The organism is Rhizobacter sp. P2_D12, assembly GCF_056404395.1.
Window position 1 is genome coordinate 1 of sequence record NZ_JBFUEB010000119.1, and the last position, 18,234, is coordinate 18,234.

Annotated in this window: 19 protein-coding genes; 10 read left to right on the top strand and 9 right to left on the bottom strand. The window is 68.3% G+C overall.

Annotated features, from left to right (window positions below):
• The 6 genes from AC1DYN_RS27350 to gspG all read right to left on the bottom strand — a co-directional run.
• On the bottom strand, nucleotides 1-624 hold a 624-nt coding region (locus AC1DYN_RS27350; RefSeq protein ID WP_477965008.1), incomplete at its 3' end, for a type II secretion system protein GspL.
• Between the two features lie 124 nt (nucleotides 625-748).
• A complete protein-coding gene (gspK, locus tag AC1DYN_RS27355) occupies nucleotides 749-1,714 on the bottom strand; it encodes a type II secretion system minor pseudopilin GspK (RefSeq protein WP_477965010.1) in 966 nt (321 codons plus the stop codon).
• The gene (locus AC1DYN_RS27360; protein ID WP_477965012.1) at nucleotides 1,711-2,319 is read right to left on the bottom strand and encodes a prepilin-type N-terminal cleavage/methylation domain-containing protein; all 609 of its coding nucleotides are present in this window, start codon (nucleotides 2,317-2,319) and stop codon (nucleotides 1,711-1,713) included. Before AC1DYN_RS27360 ends, gspK begins: the two co-directional genes overlap by 4 nt.
• A complete protein-coding gene (gspI, locus tag AC1DYN_RS27365) occupies nucleotides 2,316-2,675 on the bottom strand; it encodes a type II secretion system minor pseudopilin GspI (protein ID WP_477965014.1) in 360 nt (119 codons plus the stop codon). The genes AC1DYN_RS27360 and gspI overlap by 4 nt, the downstream gene beginning before the upstream one ends.
• Nucleotides 2,672-3,139 (bottom strand): prepilin-type N-terminal cleavage/methylation domain-containing protein, encoded by a 468-nt coding sequence (locus AC1DYN_RS27370; protein WP_477965016.1) that lies wholly within the window; start codon nucleotides 3,137-3,139, stop codon nucleotides 2,672-2,674. The genes gspI and AC1DYN_RS27370 overlap by 4 nt, the downstream gene beginning before the upstream one ends.
• Nucleotides 3,123-3,560, bottom strand: a complete 438-nt coding sequence (gspG, locus tag AC1DYN_RS27375; protein ID WP_477965018.1) for a type II secretion system major pseudopilin GspG — start codon at nucleotides 3,558-3,560, stop codon at nucleotides 3,123-3,125. Before gspG ends, AC1DYN_RS27370 begins: the two co-directional genes overlap by 17 nt.
• 60 nt (nucleotides 3,561-3,620) lie before the next feature.
• Here gspG and AC1DYN_RS27380 point away from each other — a divergent pair, with 60 nt between their 5' ends.
• A complete protein-coding gene (locus AC1DYN_RS27380; protein WP_477965020.1) occupies nucleotides 3,621-4,256 on the top strand; it encodes a hypothetical protein in 636 nt (211 codons plus the stop codon).
• A 6-nt stretch (nucleotides 4,257-4,262) separates the two neighbouring features.
• Here the strand turns inward: AC1DYN_RS27380 and AC1DYN_RS27385 are convergent, their stop codons facing one another.
• Together AC1DYN_RS27385 and ilvA are read right to left on the bottom strand one after the other, a co-directional pair.
• Nucleotides 4,263-5,342: a nicotinate-nucleotide--dimethylbenzimidazole phosphoribosyltransferase gene (locus AC1DYN_RS27385; protein WP_477965022.1), complete on the bottom strand. Its 1,080-nt coding sequence runs from the start codon at nucleotides 5,340-5,342 to the stop codon at nucleotides 4,263-4,265.
• A gap of 152 nt (nucleotides 5,343-5,494) precedes the next feature.
• Complete coding sequence (ilvA, locus tag AC1DYN_RS27390; protein ID WP_477965024.1) at nucleotides 5,495-7,081, bottom strand: threonine ammonia-lyase, biosynthetic; 1,587 nt, start codon at nucleotides 7,079-7,081, stop codon at nucleotides 5,495-5,497.
• A gap of 301 nt (nucleotides 7,082-7,382) precedes the next feature.
• Between ilvA and AC1DYN_RS27395 the strand changes: the two genes are divergently transcribed.
• Nucleotides 7,383-7,805 (top strand): OsmC family protein, encoded by a 423-nt coding sequence (locus AC1DYN_RS27395; RefSeq protein WP_477965026.1) that lies wholly within the window; start codon nucleotides 7,383-7,385, stop codon nucleotides 7,803-7,805.
• Here the strand turns inward: AC1DYN_RS27395 and coq7 are convergent, their stop codons facing one another.
• The gene (gene coq7 / locus AC1DYN_RS27400; RefSeq protein WP_477965028.1) at nucleotides 7,806-8,462 is read right to left on the bottom strand and encodes a 2-polyprenyl-3-methyl-6-methoxy-1,4-benzoquinone monooxygenase; all 657 of its coding nucleotides are present in this window, start codon (nucleotides 8,460-8,462) and stop codon (nucleotides 7,806-7,808) included.
• Between the two features lie 242 nt (nucleotides 8,463-8,704).
• Here coq7 and AC1DYN_RS27405 point away from each other — a divergent pair, with 242 nt between their 5' ends.
• The 8 genes from AC1DYN_RS27405 to AC1DYN_RS27440 all read left to right on the top strand — a co-directional run bounded on the left by AC1DYN_RS27405 (nucleotide 8,705) and on the right by AC1DYN_RS27440 (nucleotide 17,942).
• Nucleotides 8,705-9,760, top strand: coding sequence for a porin (locus tag AC1DYN_RS27405; protein WP_477965030.1), 1,056 nt, complete (start codon nucleotides 8,705-8,707; stop codon nucleotides 9,758-9,760).
• A gap of 202 nt (nucleotides 9,761-9,962) precedes the next feature.
• Nucleotides 9,963-11,111, top strand: coding sequence for a porin (locus AC1DYN_RS27410; protein WP_477965032.1), 1,149 nt, complete (start codon nucleotides 9,963-9,965; stop codon nucleotides 11,109-11,111).
• Between the two features lie 138 nt (nucleotides 11,112-11,249).
• Entirely contained in the window at nucleotides 11,250-12,233 is a 984-nt protein-coding gene (locus tag AC1DYN_RS27415) for an ABC transporter permease (RefSeq protein WP_477965034.1), read from the top strand.
• Nucleotides 12,233-13,435 carry a M20 aminoacylase family protein gene (locus tag AC1DYN_RS27420; RefSeq protein ID WP_477965036.1) on the top strand — a complete coding sequence of 401 codons (1,203 nt, stop codon included), beginning with the start codon at nucleotides 12,233-12,235 and terminating at the stop codon, nucleotides 13,433-13,435. Before AC1DYN_RS27415 ends, AC1DYN_RS27420 begins: the two co-directional genes overlap by 1 nt.
• Before the next feature lie 37 nt (nucleotides 13,436-13,472).
• Nucleotides 13,473-15,041, top strand: coding sequence for an ABC transporter substrate-binding protein (locus AC1DYN_RS27425; RefSeq protein WP_477965038.1), 1,569 nt, complete (start codon nucleotides 13,473-13,475; stop codon nucleotides 15,039-15,041).
• Between the two features lie 10 nt (nucleotides 15,042-15,051).
• Nucleotides 15,052-15,966, top strand: coding sequence for an ABC transporter permease (locus AC1DYN_RS27430; protein ID WP_477965040.1), 915 nt, complete (start codon nucleotides 15,052-15,054; stop codon nucleotides 15,964-15,966).
• A gap of 15 nt (nucleotides 15,967-15,981) precedes the next feature.
• Nucleotides 15,982-16,953 (top strand): ABC transporter ATP-binding protein, encoded by a 972-nt coding sequence (locus AC1DYN_RS27435; RefSeq protein ID WP_477965042.1) that lies wholly within the window; start codon nucleotides 15,982-15,984, stop codon nucleotides 16,951-16,953.
• Nucleotides 16,950-17,942 (top strand): ABC transporter ATP-binding protein, encoded by a 993-nt coding sequence (locus tag AC1DYN_RS27440; RefSeq protein WP_477965044.1) that lies wholly within the window; start codon nucleotides 16,950-16,952, stop codon nucleotides 17,940-17,942. The genes AC1DYN_RS27435 and AC1DYN_RS27440 overlap by 4 nt, the downstream gene beginning before the upstream one ends.
• Nucleotides 17,943-18,234 lie beyond the last annotated feature (292 nt).

An 18,234-nucleotide genomic window follows, 5' to 3' on the forward strand; every position in this document is an offset into this window, starting at 1 on the left:
CCTCCAGCGCGCGCCTTCGGGCAGCGGTTGCGGCAGCAGCGCGCGCGCCAGGCTGCCCTGCAGGCTGACCAGCGCGACGCCGTCGCTGTGCGCCCAGCTGAGCGTGATGCCTTCGGTGCCGCGGGCGGCTTCGGGGTCGGTGCTGTTCTCGGCGAAATGGCCGATTGGCGGGTCGTCCGGCCAGGCCACCGGCACCACGCGGTCGACGAACACCTGGGCCTTTTCCAGCGCCGCCAGCTCGCCGGTCAGCCACAGCCGGTCGGTCGCGGCGATCCAGGCCGGCTGGCCGGCCACGGCCTCGGGCGCCACGGCCAGGTGCACCGCGTCGGCATCGTCGAGCAGCGCCTCTTCGAGCACGCCGGTCAGCGCGGCGCGCAGCCGGGCGGCGGGGGCTTTCGGCAAGGTGATGCGGTGCCAGCTGACGTCGGTGTCGGCCAGCACCGCCACGACGACGCTCGCCTTCGGCAGCAGCGACGCGGCGCAGCGGCCCTGCGTCGCCATCGACAGGCCGTCGGGCGACATCGCGTAGACGTACTCGGCGCCCTGGCCGTCCGACGCGGCCCTGTCCTGGCTGCTGGCACGCAGCCGGGGGCGGGGCGGGATCTGGATGACGAGTGTGCTCATGAGGGGCGCGATGTGGGCTGCGGCATTGTAGGCATGCGGCGCGCGCAAACCTTAACAAATCAACGACTTACGGTGTCTTGTTGTAGTAGTTCCTGCGACAGCGTGGCGGCGCCGTCGCGGCTTGTCAATTGCTGCTCTCCAGGGAGCTCACGCGTTCGCGCGACAACGGGGTGACGGAGGTGCCCCGGCGCTCGACGACCGAGCGCTGTTCGAGCACCTGGTCGGCGAGCCGCAGGCGGCCGCGCACTTCGAAGAAACTGGTGGTCACGCCGACCTGCGCGGCGTTCAGCGCCGGCGTGTTGGCGGCCAGGTTGGACTGGATGTCGGTCATCGCCTTGAACGGCGTGCGCTGGCGCACCTGCACCAGGCGCTCGGCGCTGCCCAGGTCGAGCCCGGGAATCACCGCGGCCAGCACTTCCTTGCTGGCGGTGTTGGCGTTGACCGGGGTGCGGATCGGCAGGATCGTCACATAGGGCTCGAGGCGTGCCAGCGCGGTCGGGTCGACGCCCAGCCAGCCCAGTTGGTCGAAGCGCCGGGGCAGCAGCGGCGCATTGGCGGTGCCGGCCGGCGCGCTGGCCCCCGGCGCGGCCGGTGTCGCGGCCAGCAGGCCCTTGGCGATGTTGTCGGCCACCGTCACGGCCACGTTGACCTTCTCGCACAGCCGGCGGAAGGCCAGCAGGTCGGGTTCGCTGACCTTGCCGGCATCGACCAGGTTGGTCAGGTTGAAGCGGGCCTGCAGGTCGGTGATGGCACCGGACAGGAAGGCGTCGGGCGCGTCGTCGGTGTTGTCCTTGTCGGCCGCGAGGAAGGTCGACAGCCGCGCTTCCTCGAGCGGCACGGCCCACGGTTCGCCCAGGTGGTCGGCGCCGCCGGCCTTGGCGTCTTCCTTCAGGATGATGCGCGACCAGTCGAGCGCCCCCGACAGCATCCAGGCCGACTGCTGGCGCGCGCGCTCGGCGGTCTCGACCTGCACCGCGCGCCACTGCTGCCAGACCATCGACACCGCCAGCGTCGCGACCAGCGTGACGATGATCATCGCCATCAGCAGCGCGGCGCCCTGCTGGTGTCGGTGGCTCGGGCGGCGCGTCATTGCGGACCGATCGTCACGTCGCGCGTGACGTTGCCGGCGAAGCCGCTGCCTTCGCCGAAGCTCAGCACCAGCCGCACGCCCTGCGGCAGCGGCGTCGTGACGACGCCGGCATTGGTGTTGGGATCGGCGCTGGACTGCGCGTTGGTCCAGGCGGTTCCGCGGAAGTAGTAGACCTGCCAGTCGGACAGGCCGGTCAGCGTGCGCAGCTGGCCGACCTCGTTGCCGAGGAACTGCTGGCTGGCCAGCCAGTTCTGCTTCAGTTCGTTGGCCGTCGTGACCACCGGGCTGGCCCAGCGCAGCCAGGTGCCGCCGCGCAGCGACCACACCACCATCTGCAGCCCGCCGGGCGCGCGCCGCGTGACGCGCATCGACGCGCCATCGAAGGCCATCGCGCTCGGCAGCACGCCGCTGTCCTGCGCCTGGTCGAGGTCCTGCTCCCACTGCGCGAGCACGCTGCTCACGCGCAGCACCTGCTCGAGGCGCTGCTGGCTCGCGGTGCGCGCGCGCACGATGCCGTCGACACCTTGCCAGCACATCATCGCGACGATCGCCATGATGACCATCGCGACCAGCACCTCGACGAGCGTGAAGCCGCGCGCCTTCATGGCTTGGGCAGCACCGTGGAGAGCGTCAGCACGGGCTGGTCGTTCTCGTTGAAGATCTGTGCGTCGACGCGCCGGAAGTTCGGGTTGGGCGTCGGCCGCGAGGCCTGCTTGCCCTTGTAGCTGACGCCGAACTGGTCGCAGCTGAACTCGGTGTCGCCGACGCTCGGGAACACGCGGGCAAGCTTCAGGCCGGTGAGCTGGTTCTCGGCACACCACTGCGCCGACGTGACCTCGACCAGCCGCTGCGTGTTGTTGGTCAGTGCGCCGGCCGCCTTGATGCCGGCGCCGAGCGTGACCGCGACGATGGCCAGCGCGACCAGCACCTCGATCAGCGTGAAGCCGGCGTGGCGCTTCATGGCTGCGCCACCTGCTCGTTGTCGAGCACGATGAACGGCCCGAGGCCGTCGGTGCCGAGCGCGACGCTCTGGTCGTCCAGGTGCAGCACGATGCGCTGCGCGCCGATCAGCGGCTCGGGCCCGAGCACGATGGCCTTGGCGCCGGCGATGTCGGCCGACACCTCGGGCGTCAGCCACTTGGTCGGCAGGTCGCTGGTGGCCGGCAGGCCGACGAAGCGGAAGCCTTCGGCGTTCGGCTCGGCGGCGCGCGGCACCCAGGTCACCGCGATGCCCGAGGCGCGCGATGCGGCGCGCGCCGATTCGAGCAGCGCCACCAGGCGCGCCGCTTCGTGGTCGAGGCGCGTGCTGGCCGGGTTGCGGATCGACAGGCTGGCCACTGCCGAGGCGATGGCGATCAGCGTGATCACCACCAGCAGCTCGATCAGCGTGAAGCCGCCGGCCCCAGGTTTATTGCCAGGAGCCAACTTCGGCGTCTTTGCCTTCGCCGCCCACCTGGCCGTCGGCACCGAGGCTGTAGACATCGATCTCGCCTTTCACGCCGGGGTTGGCATATTGGTACGGCTTGCCCCACGGATCGTTGGGCAGCTTGTCGAGGTAGGGCTTCCAGTTCGGCGGGATGGTGCCGGTGGTCGGCTTGACCACCAGGGCCTGCAGGCCCTGCTCGCCCGACGGGAAGCGCTGGTTGTCGAGCTTGTAGAGCTTGAGCGCCTGCATCAGGTTGTTGACGTCGGTGCGCGCCGCGGTGACGCGGGCTTCGGCGGCGCGATCGAGCACGTTCGGCACGATCAGCGCGGCCAGTACGCCGATGATGACGAGCACGACCATCAGTTCGATCAGCGTGAAGCCGCGGTGGCGGCGCGGTGCGGAAGAAGGGACTCGATTCATGGGAGTGTCAGCAACAATCACGTTACCGGTCAGAGGTGAACGATGAATCATAATCGTCCAATGACTGCGAGACTGTCGGCATTCGTAATCTGGGCCCTGGTGGCCGGATCCATCGTCTTTTGGGGGATGCGCCTCTTCGTGCGGCCGATCCCGGCACCCGCCAACGCGCTGAGCGTGGGGGGCTCCGCGAGCCTGCGCGGCGACCTGACGCGGCTGCTCGGCGCCGAGCCGGTGGCCGAGGTCGCCGCCGCGGCGCCGGCCAGCAACCGCTTCAAGCTGATCGGCGTGATGGCGGCCAAGACCGGGCCCGAAGGCAGCGCGCCCGGCGTGGCCTTGATCTCGGTCGACGGCAAGCCGGCACGCGCCTTCCTGGCCGGGGCCCGCGTCGATGAAGAATGGATCCTGCAGACGGTGAGCCTGCGCACGGCATCGATCGGGCCGCGCCAGGGCACGCCGGCGCTGGTGCTCGAGATCCCGCCGCTGCCGCCGCCGGCCACCGGCACGCTGCCGCCGGTCGACGGGGCGCCGATGCGGTCTGCGGCTGCGCCGCAGCAGGTTCAGCAGCCGCAGATGCAGCCGGCACCGCCGATGCCCGGCGCGCAACCGGTACCGCCGCCGCCGCCGACATCCCAGTCGAAGAGCAACATGGGGCGGCCGCGCACGCCCTACGTGAAGCCGGGCGAGACCGCCCGGTAGCCGGCGCTAGTTGAACCGGCTCGGCGTCGAATGGGCGCTCGGGCTGAAATCCGCCGGCAGCGACGGACCCGGGTCTTCGCCCTCGGCCACCTCGGTCAGCAGTGCAGCCGCGCTGCGCACCAGCGGCCAGGCCAGCGTGGCGCCGGTGCCGTCGGTGCTCTCCATGCCCAGCTCGAGCAGCGCCAGCGCATGGAACAACCCCAGCGTCTGCGTCAGGCCGGGATGGCTGTGGCTGCGACAGAAAACGCAATAGTCGGTCACGGTGGGCGCGATGCGCGACGCCACCATCAGCGCCGCGCAGGCCGGCATGCCGTCGGCCATGATCAGGTGGCGCTTGCTCGACGCCACCAGCATCACGCCCACCATCATCGCGATCTCGAAGCCGCCATAGGCCGCCAGCACCTCCACCGGGTCGGTGACGTCGCGGTGCCGGCCCTGGGCACTCTGCAGCACCATCAGCAAGCGTGCCTCGTTCTCGCCCTTCATGCCGGGACCGGAGGCCACCAGTTCGCGGATCGGTTCACCGGACAGGCCGGACAGCACCAGCGCCGCGCTTTCATGCGAGCCGACGCCGACGCCGGCACAGGCGATCACGTTGCCGGGCAATGCATCGGCGATCTCCATGCCGGCGCGGATCGCGGCATGCGCCTGGTCGAGCGTCATCGCGACGTTGACGCGCGCATTGCGCGTGCCGTGCGCGATCTTGCGCGCCATCAATCGCGGGTGCGGCGCGACCGCCTCGGCGACGCCGCAATCGACGACGCTCAGCTCCAGCCCCTGGATGCGCGCGAACACCGAGACCGGCAATTGCGAGGTGAGCAGGTTCTGCACCAGCTTGGCTGTCGAGGGCTGGCCGGCCTGGCCGATGCCGTCGACCGCGAGGCCGTGGTCGGAGGCGAACAGCGCGATCTGCGGCGAGCTGAAGCGCGGCTTCAGCGTGTTCTGGATCAAGCCCAGGCGCACCGCCAACGGCTCCAGTTCCCCCAGGTTGCCGGTCACTTCGCTGCGGCGCTTGAGCTTCTCGCGCAGGGCCTGCTCGAGCAGCGGATTGGCGGTGGGGGAAATCAGTGAGCGGTTGACGGACATGGGCAGGTTGTGGGGGCGTGCCGGACTCGTCGTCATGGAAGTCGTCCCAGCGGCACCGTCGCGTGAAGGCCTGGTGCCGGATTGTGGGGCAGCGTGCGCCGTGGGGGCAATGGCGCGTGATCCCTAGCCTGCATGGTCGAGGCCCTCGCGGCTCAGCGCAGGAACAGGCGGTAGACCGGGTTGTCGGTCTCGTCGACGCACGGATAGGCCAGGCCGTCGAGGAAGGCCTTGAAGGCCTTCCTGTCGCCGCGCGGCAGCTGGATGCCGACCAGGATGCGGCCGTAGTCGGCGCCCTGGTTGCGGTAGTGGAACAGGCTGATGTTCCAGTCCGGATGCATGCTCGACAGGAAGCGCATCAGCGCGCCCGGCCGCTCGGGGAACACGAAGCGGTACAGGCGCTCGTCGTGCGCCAGTTCGCTGCGCCCGCCCACCATGTGGCGTACGTGCTGCTTGGCCAGCTCGTCGTCGGTCAGGTCGATGGTGTCGAAGCCATGCTTGATGAAGCTGCGCGCGATCTTGTCGGATTCGCCGCGGTTGCTGGTGGCCAGGCCGACGAACACGTGCGCCTGCTGCGCATCGGAGATGCGGTAGTTGAACTCGGTGACGCTGCGCCCGCCGATCAGCTCGCACAGGCGGCGGAAGCTGCCGTGCCGCTCGGGGATCGTCACCGCGAACAAGGCCTCGCGTTCCTCGCCGACCTCGGCGCGCTCGGCGACGAAGCGCAGGCGGTCGAAGTTCATGTTGGCGCCGCCGGTGATCGCCACCAGCGTCTGCCCCTTCAGCTTGTGGGTCTCGGCGTATTGCTTGACGGCCGCGACGCCCAGCGCACCGGCCGGCTCGAGGATGCTGCGGGTGTCCTGGAACACGTCCTTGATCGCCGCGCAGACCGCGTCGGTGTCGACCAGCACGAAGTCGTCGACCAGCTCGCGCGTCAGCCGGAAGGTCTCTTCGCCGACCAGCTTGACCGCGGTGCCGTCCGAGAACAGCCCGACGTCGCCCAGCTGCACGCGCTTGCCGGCCCGCACCGAGCGCACCATCGCGTCGGAATCGGTGGTCTGCACGCCGATCACCTTGATCTCCGGGCGCACGGCCTTGATGTAGGCGGCGATGCCCGAGATCAGCCCGCCGCCGCCGATCGCGACGAACACGGCGTGGATCGGGCCCTGGTGCTGCCGCAGGATCTCCATCGCGATCGTGCCCTGGCCGGCGATCACGTCGGGGTCGTCGAACGGGTGCACGAAGCTCAGCCCGCGGCTGCGCTCGAGTTCGACCGCGTGCAGGTAGGCATCGGAATAGCTGTCGCCGTGCAGCACGACCTCGCCGCCCAGCGCCCGCACCGCATCGATCTTGACGCGCGGTGTCGTCACCGGCATCACGATGACGGCCTGGCAGCCGAGGCGGTGCGCGCCGAGCGCGACGCCCTGGGCGTGGTTGCCGGCCGATGCGCAGATGACGCCGCGCTTGAGCGCCGCGGCATCCAGGTGGGCCATCTTGTTGTAGGCGCCGCGCAGCTTGAAGCTGAACACCGGCTGGCTGTCCTCGCGCTTGAGCAGCACCTGGTTGCCCACGCGCTTCGACAGGTTGCGCGCCGGCTCCAGCGGTGCCTCGATGGCGACGTCGTAGACGCGCGCGGTCAGGATTTTCTGCAGGTAGTCGGACAGCCCGAGTGGTCGAGCCGCTGTCTGGGCGGGCTTGGGCGGCGCAGGGCGTGATTTCTTCGGGCGAGCGGCGCCAGCCATCGGGGACTCCTCGGATCTGTGTTCTGGGGGGCGCCGGATGATACGTCAGTGCCTGCCAACCCTCGAAGGCAAGAAAAAAGCCCAAGTCATTGCTGACTTGGGCTGAATCCACCAATGGAGGAGGTGGAGGAGACAAACGGTGATGCCACAAGAGCGACATCGATTGCGCAAGTGTAGCCGCAGTCATGTTGCGCTGCAATAAGCGGGTGGGGTGTTTGCGACGCTGCGCGGGGCGTCGGCGTGACGGGATGCACAATGCCGCTCGCCCGTCATGGGGCGTTCACGGAGCAGGGTGTCGACGATGGAGTGCACGATCAACTGGATGCCGGCCAGCGGCATGGGCATGGTGGCCGAGACCGGCAGCGGCCACGTGCTGGTGATGGACGGCGCGCCCGATGGCGGCGGCCGCAACCTGGCGCCGCGGCCGATGGAGACGGTGCTGGCCGGCACCGGCGGCTGCACCGCCTACGACGTGGTGTTGATCCTCAAGCGCGGCCGCCATGCGGTGACCGGCTGCCAGGTCAAGCTGCAGGCCGAGCGGGCCGAGACCGACCCGAAGGTGTTCACGAAGATCCACCTGCACTTCACCGTCACCGGCAAGGGGCTGGCGGCCCAGGCGGTCGAGCGGGCGGTGCAGATGTCGCACGACAAGTACTGTTCGGCGACCATCATGCTGGCGAAGACGGCCGAGATCACGACCAGCTTCGAGGTCGTCGAAGCCTGATCAGAGGTGGTGCGCGGTGCCGGTCATGACCCGCGAGGCCGCGCGCATCGCCCAGCGCAGCGGCGCCGGCAGCTCGATGCCGCCGCGCGCCTGCGCCTCTTGGGCATGACGCGCCTCGTCGCGCTGCATCTGCCGCACGATCGCACGTGACGCATCGTCGGCCGCGGGCAGGCGCTCGTTGTGGCCGGCCAGGTGCTGTTCGACCTGCCGCTCGGTCTCGACGATGAAGCCGAGGCTCCACGTGTCGCCCGCCAGGCCGGCGACGCAGCCGATACCGAAGGCGCCTGCGTACCAGAGCGGGTTCAACACGCTGCGGTGGGCCCGCAGTTCGACCAGGCGTTGATGCGTCCACGCGAGGTGGTCCGCTTCCTCGCGCGCCGCCGCCTCGCAGTGCTCGCGCAGCACGGGGTCCCGCGCCGTCAGCGCCTGGGCCTGGTAGAGCGCCTGCGCGCAGACCTCGCCGACGTGGTTGACCCGCATCAGCGAACCGGACAGGCGCTGCTCTGCATCGGTGAGTGTCGGCAGCGTCGTCGCCGGGCTCGCTTTCGATGCGGCGGCAGGCTGCGGCGCGGCCAGCGTCTTCAGTGCGCCGTCGATCGCGCTCAGCCAGTGGTCGAGCCGCGTCAGCGAGCGCGGGCGAGGGAGTTCGGGAACCATGCGGCGAGCATACCGAAGCCGCTTGCGAACGAGCGTTCACCCGCCTTGCGCAAGCGGATTGCGTTGATCCGGCCCACGTTGTGCTCAGACAACAGATGGCCCCAATCCGCGACCACGATCCTTTGCTTCGGTCCCGCCCTCTGGTGCAATACGGCAACTTCCACTGAGGAGGTTGGCCCGGTCTGTCCCTCCCAGGGACTCCGATGACCGGGACCTCTTGTTCAACCTAGGAGATCGTCGCAATGAAAAAATCTCTACTCGCTCTCGCCGCCCTGGGCGCGTTTGCCGGTGCAGCCTCGGCCCAATCGTCGGTCACGCTGTTCGGTATCCTGGACGTCGGCGCCCGTTACACGAAGAACGGCGACCAGAAGCTGAAGACGCTGAGCACCGACGGCATCAACAGCAGCCGTCTGGGCTTCCGCGGCACGGAAGACCTGGGTGGCGGCCTGAAGGCCAACTTCTGGCTGGAAACGGCTGTGAACCCGGACTCGGGCACCTCCAACTCCACCCGCTTCTGGCACCGTCGTTCGACCGTCGGCCTGGCCGGCGGTTTCGGTGAAATCCGCGCTGGCCGCGAACTGACCGCAACCTTCACGGGCTTCGCTGACTACGACACGTTCGGCACCAACGGTGTCGCCGACGTGAGCCACTTCAACTCGGCGTCGACCGTCGGCGCTTCCAACGTTGACACGGTCACCCGTGCCGACAACATGGTGAGCTACTTCACGCCGGCCCTGGGCGGTTTCTACGCTCGTGCGTCGGTGGCTGCTGGTGAAGGCACGGCTGGCAAGAAGCACATCGCTGGTCGCGCCGGTTACGCCGCTGGCCCGCTGGATGTGTCGGGCACCTACGGCACGACCGAAAACATCAACGACGGTGAAAAGTACAAGAAGGGCATCGTCGGCGCTTCGTACGACTTCGGTGTCGTGAAGGTCATGGGCTTCGGCGCTCAAGCCAAGTACCTCGACGCAAAGCAGAACGTGATCCAGATCGGTGCCTCGGTGCCGTTCGGCCCGAGCACCTTCCGTGCCGGCTACGTTCGCGTCGACATGAAGGGCACCAACGCTGCTGGCGCGAGCATCGACGCCAACGACGCCAACCAGTTCGCTGTCGGCTACCAGTACGACCTGTCCAAGCGCACCGCGCTGTACACGACGTACGCCCAGATCAAGAACAAGGGCGCGGCCACCTACACGGTGCAAGGCACCACCGCAACGGCTTCGACGCCGGCGCTGCCGTTCATCAAGGCCGGCGAAAAGTCGCAAGGCTTCGAAGCTGGCATTCGCCACTCGTTCTGATGACCTGATTCATGCCGGCACGGTTCGCCGTGCCGGCATGATCCGGATCGTTCCAAAGGCCGCCTCCGGGCGGCCTTTTTCATTGTTGCTGTCGCCTGTGTGACAGGTTTCGAGCGGGCAGCCGCAGCGGTGATTTCGCTGCAATCAAGGTTTACGCCAGTGAACAGTCTGCAACATGGAAGCGCACGACCGTGCTGCTTCCATGACAATTCATTTCAAAGAATTCGCTCGAAACCACCAGGAGACAACTGTGAAAAAGACGATCCTTGCGACCGCGGTTCTGGCCGCCATGGGCTCTTCGGCATGGGCCCAGTCCAGCGTCACGATGTATGGCATCGTCGACGTGGCCGTGCGACACACGTCCAACGAGCAGAACGCCGGGGCGCCTGAAGACGGCATCTGGCGCGTGATCGGCGGCGGCATGTCGCAAAGCCGCCTGGGCATCAACGTCGTCGAAGACCTCGGCGGCGGCATGAAGGGGCTGGTCAACCTCGAGCACCGCCTGTTGCCCGACAGCGGAACCCAGGCCGTGACGCAGTTCTGGTCGCAATCCTGGGTCGGGCTGCAGACCGGATTCGGACGCGTGACGCTGGGCCGGCAATACAACGTGCTGTTCGACGTCGTCACCAGCACCTACGCGTCGTATCCCTATTCACCGTATTTCGAGGCGTTCAAGCCGGAGATCGGCTTCGCGCTGGGCGCGCGCAATGACAACATGGTCAAGTACCTGATCGAGGTCGGTCCGGTGCGCGCGGCGCTGCAGGTCTCGGCGGGCGAAGGCGCGGCAACCGGCGGCAAGAGCGTCGGTGGCTACCTGCGCTATTCAGCCAGCGGCATCGGTGCAGGCGTGGGCTACGAAGAGTATGAGTTCGCCTCCGAGAAGAAGGTCAAGGCCACCACGGTGGGTGCTTCGTACAAGACGGGGGCCTGGTACTTCAACGCGGGCTGGGCTGACAACAAGGTCGACGATGGCCTGACTCCCACCGACCGCGTCGTGCTGGGTTCCTTTTGGACCGGCACCGCCAATGGCGGATTCGGCGGCCCGGCCTTCACGGCCGCCAACAAGCGCCAGATCTGGACCGTCGGTACCAACTTCCAGGCCACGACCGAGCTGAACCTCGGCATCCACTACTTCCGCGCCAAGCAGAGCGGCCTGTCGTCAGCCAACGATGCGACCGCCAAGTTCGTCACCGCGGCGGCCGACTATGCGCTGTCCAAGCGCACCGACGCCTACCTCGAGGTCGACAACACCAAGCTCAGCGGCAACGTCAGCCTGAACGGCAACAGCGGCACCGCCAACGGCTCGCAGACGCGCAACGGCTTCACGATCGGGCTGCGCCACCGCTTCTGACCGGCGCCACGCTCTCGAACCAGGGCCGCCTCCGTGCGGCCCTTTCTCATGGTCGCCGCCGTCAGGCCCCTCGTTTGCCCGACTCGGTTCGGAAGTTGCTTCAGAAGTACAGTCACGCGGGATCTCACTCACGCACGCATGCTCGCCTTCATCGTTCGCCGGTTCCTCCAAGCCATCGTCGTGATGCTGTCGGTGGCCTTCATCTCCTTCATGCTGTTCCAGTACGTCGGCGACCCGGTCACCAACCTGCTCGGGCAGGAAGCCACGCCCGCGCAGCGTGCGCAGCTGCGCGCCGATCTGGGGCTGGACAAACCCTTTCCGGTCCAGTTCGCGCATTTCGTCGGCAACGCGGTACGGGGCGAGTTCGGCCTCAGCCTGCGCCAGGGCCGCAAGGTGTCGTCGCTGATCGTCGAGCGGCTGCCAGCCACGCTCGAGCTGTCGATCACCGCTGCGGTGCTGGCGCTCGCGGTCGGCATCCCGTTCGGCGTCTATGCGGCGCTGCGCCGCGGCAGCTTCCTGTCGCAGGCGCTGATGACGCTGTCGCTGCTGGGCGTGTCGCTGCCCACGTTCCTGATCGGCATCCTGCTGATCCTGGTGTTCGCGGTGACGCTGAAATGGCTGCCGAGCTTTGGCCGCGGCGAGGTGATGAGCTTCGGCGCCTGGACCTCAGGCTTCTTCACCGTCGACGGCTGGAAGCACCTGGTGCTGCCGTCGGTGACGCTGGCGGCCTTCCAGCTGACGCTGATCATGCGGCTGGTGAGAGCCGAGATGCTGGAGGTGCTGCGCGCCGACTACATCCGTTTCGCGCGAGCGCGCGGCCTGCCCAACCGCGTCGTCTACTTCTCGCATGCGCTGCGCAACACGCTGGTGCCGGTGATCACCATCACCGGGCTGCAGCTCGGCGCACTCATCGCGTTCGCCATCATCACCGAGCAGGTCTTCCAGTGGCCCGGCATGGGCCTGCTCTTCATCCAGGCCGTCACCTTCGCCGACATCCCGGTGATGGCCGCCTACCTGTGCCTGATCGCGCTGATCTTCGTCGTGATCAACCTGGTGGTCGATCTCCTGTACTTTGCCGTCGACCCGCGCTTGCGCGTGGAGCGTGCGGCGGGAGCACATTGATGCGTGAATCCGCGCCCCTGGCCGCCTCCGGCGCCTACCAGCGGCTGGCCGGCTGGCAGTCCGAACTGATGGCGTTCCGCCGCGACCTGCATGCCCACCCCGAACTCGGCTTCGAGGAGGTGCGCACCGCCTCCAAGGTGGCCGAGGCCTTGCGCGTGTGCGGTGTCGACGAGATCCACACCGGCATCGGCAAGACCGGCGTGGTCGGCGTGATCCATGGCAGCCGGCCCGGGCCGCGCTCGATCGGCCTGCGTGCCGACATGGATGCGCTGCCGATGCGCGAAGAGAACGACTTCCCGTGGCGCTCGTCGACGCAGGGCCTGATGCACGGCTGCGGCCACGACGGCCACACCGCGATGCTGGTGGGCGCGGCGCGCTACCTGGCGCAGACGCGCCAGTTCGCCGGCGATGCGGTGCTGATCTTCCAGCCGGGCGAGGAGGGCTTCGCCGGCGCCAAGGCAATGATCGACGACGGGCTGTTCGACCGCTTCCCGGTCGAGTCGGTCTACGCGATGCACAACTGGCCCAGCATGCCGCCGGGCACGGTCGGGCTCAACATGGGGGCGATGATGGCCGCCGCCGACCGCGTCGAGATCACCGTCAACGGCCGCGGCGGCCATGGCGCGCATCCCTACATGGCGATCGACCCGGTGCTGGTCGCGGCCCACATCATCACCGCCGCGCAAAGCCTGGTGTCGCGCAACGTCAACCCGCTGGACAGCGCGGTGCTCAGCCTGTGCGCGGTGCAGGCCGGCGACATGGGCGCGTTCAGCGTGATCCCGCGCCAGGCCCGGCTGATCGGCACGGTGCGCACGTTCAAGCGCGAGGTGCAGGACATGATCGAGGAGCGCCTGGGCCGGCTCGCCGAATCGGTGGCGCTCGGCTTCGGCGCGAGCGCGAGCCTCGACTACCAGCGCGTCTACCCGGCCACCATCAACACGCCGCGCGAAGCGGCCTTCGCGGCCGACACCGCGGCCAGCCTGATCGGCGAGGACAAGGTGGTGCGCGAGCTGATCCCCAGCATGGGCGCCGAGGATTTCTCGTTCATGCTGCAGGCACGTCCCGGCGCCTACCTGCGCATCGGGCAGGGCGGCGAGGGCGGGTGCTTCCTGCACAGCACGCGCTACGACTTCAACGACGAGATCCTGCCGCTGGGCAGCGCGCTGCTCGCGACGCTGGCCGAGCGCGCGATGCCGCTGTGATCCCCCCATCTTCCGTTCATCCTCGAAGGAGTCCCCGATGACGTTGAAACCCACCGTGCTGGCGCTTGCGCTGGCCTTGTCCTGCGGCCTGGCCGGTGCCGTGACGCTGCGCGTGGCCAACCAGGGCGATGCGCAGTCGATGGACCCGCATTCGCTGAACGAGACGCTGCAGCTCACCTTCACCGGCAATGTCTACGAGCCGCTGGTCGGGCGCGACAAGAAGCTGGCGCTGGCACCTATCCTCGCCACCGACTGGAAGCAGACCTCGCCGACGGTGTGGCGCTTCGAGCTGCGCAAGGGCGTCAGCTTCCACGATGGCACGCCGTTCACCGCCGACGACGTGGTGTTCTCGCTCAAGCGCGCGGCCGGCGAGGGCTCGGACATGCAGAGCTACACCTCGCCGTTCAAGGAGGTGCGCAAGGTCGGCACGCACGCGATCGAGATCGAGACGCTGGCACCGTTCCCGATCCTGCCGGACGTGCTGACCAACGTCTTAATCATGAGCAAGAAGTGGTGCGAGGACAACAAGGCGGTGATCCCGGTCGATCGCCGCAAGGGCATCGAGAACACCGCCAGCTTCAAGGCCAACGGCACCGGCCCGTTCCGCCTGAAGGAGCGCCAGCCGTCGGCACGCACCGTGCTCATTCGCAACGGCACCTACTGGGGCAAGGTCGACGGCAACGTCGACGAGGTCATCTTCACGCCGATCGGCAGCTCGCCCACGCGCGTGGCGGCCCTGCTGTCCGGCGAAGTCGACGTGATCGAACCGGTGCCGCTGCAGGACATCGAGCGCATCAAGTCGTCGCCCAACCTGAAGGTGTCGCAAGGCCCCGAGCTGCGCACCATCTTCCTCGGCATGGACCAGAAGCGCGACGAGCTGCTGTTCTCGAACGTCAAGGGCAAGAACCCGTTCAAGGACAAGCGCGTGCGCCAGGCCTTCTACCAGGCGATCGACATCGAGACCATCAAGAGCCGCGTGATGCGCGGCGCGTCGCTGCCGTCGGCGCTGATGGTGGGGCCGGGCATCCGCGGCTTCACCCCCGAGCAGAACAAGCGGCTGCCGTACGACGCCGACGCGGCCAGGAAGCTGCTGGCCGAGGCCGGCTATCCCGGCGGCTTCGAGGTCGGCCTGAACTGCCCGAACGACCGCTACGTCAACGATGCCGACATCTGCCAGGCGGTGGCCGCCAACCTGGCGCGCATCGGCGTGAAGGTGAACCTGCAGACCGAGACCAAGAACACGTACTTCCCGAAGATCCTGCGCCGCGACACCAGCTTCTACCTGCTCGGCTGGACGCCCAGCACCTACGACGCGCACAACGCGCTGACCTCGCTGATGGCCACGCCCACCGACAAGGGCCAGGGCCAGTTCAACCTCGGTGCCTACAGCAACCCGAAGCTGGACGAGCTGACGCTGAAGATCCAGAGCGAGACCGACCAGGGCAAGCGCAACGCGCTGATCAAGGAAGCCTTCGAGATCCATGCCAACGACATCGGCCACATCCCGCTGCACCAGCAGGCGCTGGCTTCGGCGATGAAGAAGAACGTCGAGATCACGCAGCTGCCCGACAACTTCATGCCCTACAAATGGGCCACGGTGAAATGAGGTCGGCGTGATGGCGGTGCAGGCCCTGCGCCGCTTCTTCGACGGCGACCTCTGGTACAGCTTCCGGCGCTCTCCCACCGCGATGACGGCGGCGCTGGTCGCCTTCGCCTGCATCTTCGGTGCGGTGTTCGCCGAGTGGGTCGCGCCGCACAATCCGATGGACCTGGCGACGCTGGAACTCGCCGACGCGCGCCTGCCGCCGGCCTGGCTGGCCGAGGGCAGCACGAAGTACCTGCTCGGCACCGACGACCAGGGCCGCGACATCCTGTCGGCGCTGATGTACGGCTCGCGCATCTCGCTGTTCGTCGGCGTGGCCTCGGTGCTGGTCTCGCTGGTGGTGGGCGTGTCGCTCGGCCTGCTGGCCGGCTTCGTCGGCGGCAAGACCGACGCCTTCATCATGCGCATCTGCGACGTGATGCTGTCGTTCCCGTCGATCCTGATCGCGCTGCTGATCTACGGCATCGGGCGCGCGCTGTTTCCGAATGCGCACGAGACGCTGGCGTTCGCGGTGCTGATCATCGCGATCTCGCTGACCGGCTGGGTGCAGTACGCGCGCACGGTGCGCGGCTCGACGCTGGTGGAGCGCAACAAGGACTACGTGCAGGCCGCGCGCGTGATCGGCGTGCCGACGCTGCGCATCATGCGCCGCCACGTGCTGCCCAACGTCACCGGGCCGGTGATGGTGCTGGCCACCATCCAGGTGGCTTCGGCGATCATCATCGAGGCCACGCTGTCCTTCCTCGGCGTCGGCGTGCCGCCCACGTCGCCGTCGCTGGGCACGCTGATCCGCGTCGGCAACGACCTGCTGTTCTCCGGCGAGTGGTGGATCACGGTGTTCCCGGGCACGATGCTGGTGCTGATCGCGCTCAGCGTGAACCTGCTCGGCGACTGGCTGCGCGATGCGCTCAATCCGAAACTGCGATGACCGAAGTTGCGTGACATGACCGCATTGCTCGAAGTGAAGAACCTGCGCGTCGAGTTCCCGACGCGCCGCGGCACGCTGGTCGCGCTGGACGACGTGTCGTTCGACATCGCGCCCGGCGAGATCCTCGGCGTGGTGGGCGAATCCGGCGCCGGCAAGTCGCTGACCGGCTCGGCCATCATCGGCCTGCTCGACCCACCGGGCCGCGTGGCCGCCGGCGAGATCCGCTTTCAGGGCCGGCGCATCGACAACCTGCCGTACGAAGAGATGCGTCGGATGCGCGGCCGGCACATCGGCGCGATCTTCCAGGACCCGCTGACCTCGCTGAACCCGCTGTTCACCGTCGGGCGCCAGCTGGTCGAGACCATCCAGGCGCACCTGCCGCTGGATGCGGCGCAGGCGCGCAAGCGCGCGATCGAACTGCTGCAGGAGACCGGCATCCCGGCCGCCGAGGCGCGCATCGACCAGTACCCGCACCAGTTCTCCGGCGGGATGCGCCAGCGCGTCGTGATCGCACTGGCGCTGGCCGGCAACCCGCAGCTGATCGTCGCCGACGAGCCGACCACCGCGCTCGACGTGTCGATCCAGGCGCAGATCATCTCGCTGCTCAAGCGCCTGTGCCGCGAGCATGGCGCGGCGGTGATGCTGGTGACGCACGACATGGGCGTGATCGCCGAAACCTGCGACCGCGTTGCGGTGATGTACGCCGGTCGCGTGGCCGAGATCGGCCCGGTGCAGGCGGTGATCCATGCGCCGGCCCACCCTTACACGGCAGGCCTGATGGGTTCGATCCCGTCGATGAAGCTGGACCGCGAGCGCCTGCTGCAGATCGACGGCGCGATGCCGCGCCTGACGGCGATCCCGGGCGGTTGCGCGTTCAACCCGCGCTGCCCGAGCGTGTTCGAGCGTTGCCGGGTCGAGCGCCCCGAGCTGATGCCGGCCGGCGCGACGCGGGCCGCGTGCTGGCTCAACGAGGGAGCGGCCCGATGAACGTGCTGGTGGAAGTGCGCGAGCTGGCCAAGACCTTCGATGTCTCGGCGCCGTGGCTGAACCGCGTGATCGAGCGCCGGCCGCGCCAGCGCGTGCATGCGGTCGACGGCATCAGCTTTTCGATCGAGCGCGGCACCACGCTCGCGCTGGTCGGCGAATCCGGCTGCGGCAAGAGCACCGTCGCGCGGCTGCTGGTCGGGCTGCATGCGCCGACGGCCGGCGCGGTGCACTTCGGCAACAAGGACATCGCGCTGACGCTGGCCAGCCAGGACGCACCGGCGCTGCGCCGGCGCATGCAGATGATCTTCCAGGATCCGTATGCGAGCCTGAACCCGCGCTGGAAGGTGCAGCAGATCGTTTCCGAGCCGCTGACCGAGCACGGCCTGATCCGCGACAAGGTGCAGCTGAAGGCCAAGGTGGCCGAGCTGCTGCAGTCGGTGGGCCTGTCGCCGGCCGACATGGAGAAGTACCCGCACCAGTTTTCGGGCGGGCAGCGCCAGCGCATCTCGATCGCGCGGGCGCTGGCGACCGAGCCGGAATTCCTGGTCTGCGACGAGCCGACCTCGGCGCTCGACGTCTCGGTGCAGGCGCAGGTGCTGAACATCATGAAGGACCTGCAGCGCAGCCGCGGCCTGACCTACCTGTTCATCTCGCACAACCTGGCGGTGGTGCGGCACGTCAGCGACCGGGTCGGCGTGATGTACCTCGGGCGCATCGTCGAGCTGGCGGACAAGGCCGACATCTTTTCCAACCCGCGCCACCCGTACACGCGGATGCTGCTGGACGCGATCCCGGACATCGAGATGAGCGGGCGTTCGCGCACGCCGGTGCAGGGCGAGGTGCCGAACCCGCTGAACCCGCCGAGCGGATGCTCGTTCCACCCGCGTTGCCCGCATGCGAACGAGCGCTGCAAGGCCGAGCGGCCGGCGCTGGCCGAGTTCAAGGGAATTCTTGTCGCCTGCCACGCCGTGGAGGAAGGCCGCCTGTAGCCCGGGTGCCAATCCGGGAATCGTCTTTCCGGAATCCCCGGATCGGCATCCGGGCTTGTATGTTCCGTCTGCACCCCCAGACGCAGCGGATGAGGGTGTCGGGATGGAGGGACGATCCGGGCCATCTGCCGTCAGCAGCGGACAGACCACCGTAGTGATTCCCCATTTCGTTCGCCCAAGCGTCGATGAGGAACGCAGCCGCAGCAACCCCGGTCGTGAGACCGGGGGATGCTGACGGCCCATAGATGCAAGCCAACGCCAGCGCGAACGCCCACCCCGACCGATCCAGTCT

Excerpts from the sequence above, each read along its gene's own strand:
- gspK (WP_477965010.1), bottom strand. The coding sequence starts at position 1,714 with ATGACGCGCCGCCCGAGCCACCGACACCAGCAGGGCGCCGCGCTGCTG.
- AC1DYN_RS27360 (WP_477965012.1), bottom strand. The coding sequence starts at position 2,319 with ATGAAGGCGCGCGGCTTCACGCTCGTCGAGGTGCTGGTCGCGATGGTC.
- gspI (WP_477965014.1), bottom strand. The coding sequence starts at position 2,675 with ATGAAGCGCCACGCCGGCTTCACGCTGATCGAGGTGCTGGTCGCGCTG.
- gspG (WP_477965018.1), bottom strand. The coding sequence starts at position 3,560 with ATGAATCGAGTCCCTTCTTCCGCACCGCGCCGCCACCGCGGCTTCACG.
- AC1DYN_RS27380 (WP_477965020.1), top strand. The coding sequence starts at position 3,621 with ATGACTGCGAGACTGTCGGCATTCGTAATCTGGGCCCTGGTGGCCGGA.
- AC1DYN_RS27385 (WP_477965022.1), bottom strand. The coding sequence starts at position 5,342 with ATGTCCGTCAACCGCTCACTGATTTCCCCCACCGCCAATCCGCTGCTC.
- ilvA (WP_477965024.1), bottom strand. The coding sequence starts at position 7,081 with ATGGCTGGCGCCGCTCGCCCGAAGAAATCACGCCCTGCGCCGCCCAAG.
- AC1DYN_RS27395 (WP_477965026.1), top strand. The coding sequence starts at position 7,383 with ATGGAGTGCACGATCAACTGGATGCCGGCCAGCGGCATGGGCATGGTG.
- coq7 (WP_477965028.1), bottom strand. The coding sequence starts at position 8,462 with ATGGTTCCCGAACTCCCTCGCCCGCGCTCGCTGACGCGGCTCGACCAC.
- AC1DYN_RS27405 (WP_477965030.1), top strand. The coding sequence starts at position 8,705 with ATGAAAAAATCTCTACTCGCTCTCGCCGCCCTGGGCGCGTTTGCCGGT.
- AC1DYN_RS27410 (WP_477965032.1), top strand. The coding sequence starts at position 9,963 with ATGACAATTCATTTCAAAGAATTCGCTCGAAACCACCAGGAGACAACT.
- AC1DYN_RS27415 (WP_477965034.1), top strand. The coding sequence starts at position 11,250 with ATGCTCGCCTTCATCGTTCGCCGGTTCCTCCAAGCCATCGTCGTGATG.
- AC1DYN_RS27420 (WP_477965036.1), top strand. The coding sequence starts at position 12,233 with ATGCGTGAATCCGCGCCCCTGGCCGCCTCCGGCGCCTACCAGCGGCTG.
- AC1DYN_RS27425 (WP_477965038.1), top strand. The coding sequence starts at position 13,473 with ATGACGTTGAAACCCACCGTGCTGGCGCTTGCGCTGGCCTTGTCCTGC.
- AC1DYN_RS27430 (WP_477965040.1), top strand. The coding sequence starts at position 15,052 with ATGGCGGTGCAGGCCCTGCGCCGCTTCTTCGACGGCGACCTCTGGTAC.
- AC1DYN_RS27435 (WP_477965042.1), top strand. The coding sequence starts at position 15,982 with ATGACCGCATTGCTCGAAGTGAAGAACCTGCGCGTCGAGTTCCCGACG.
- AC1DYN_RS27440 (WP_477965044.1), top strand. The coding sequence starts at position 16,950 with ATGAACGTGCTGGTGGAAGTGCGCGAGCTGGCCAAGACCTTCGATGTC.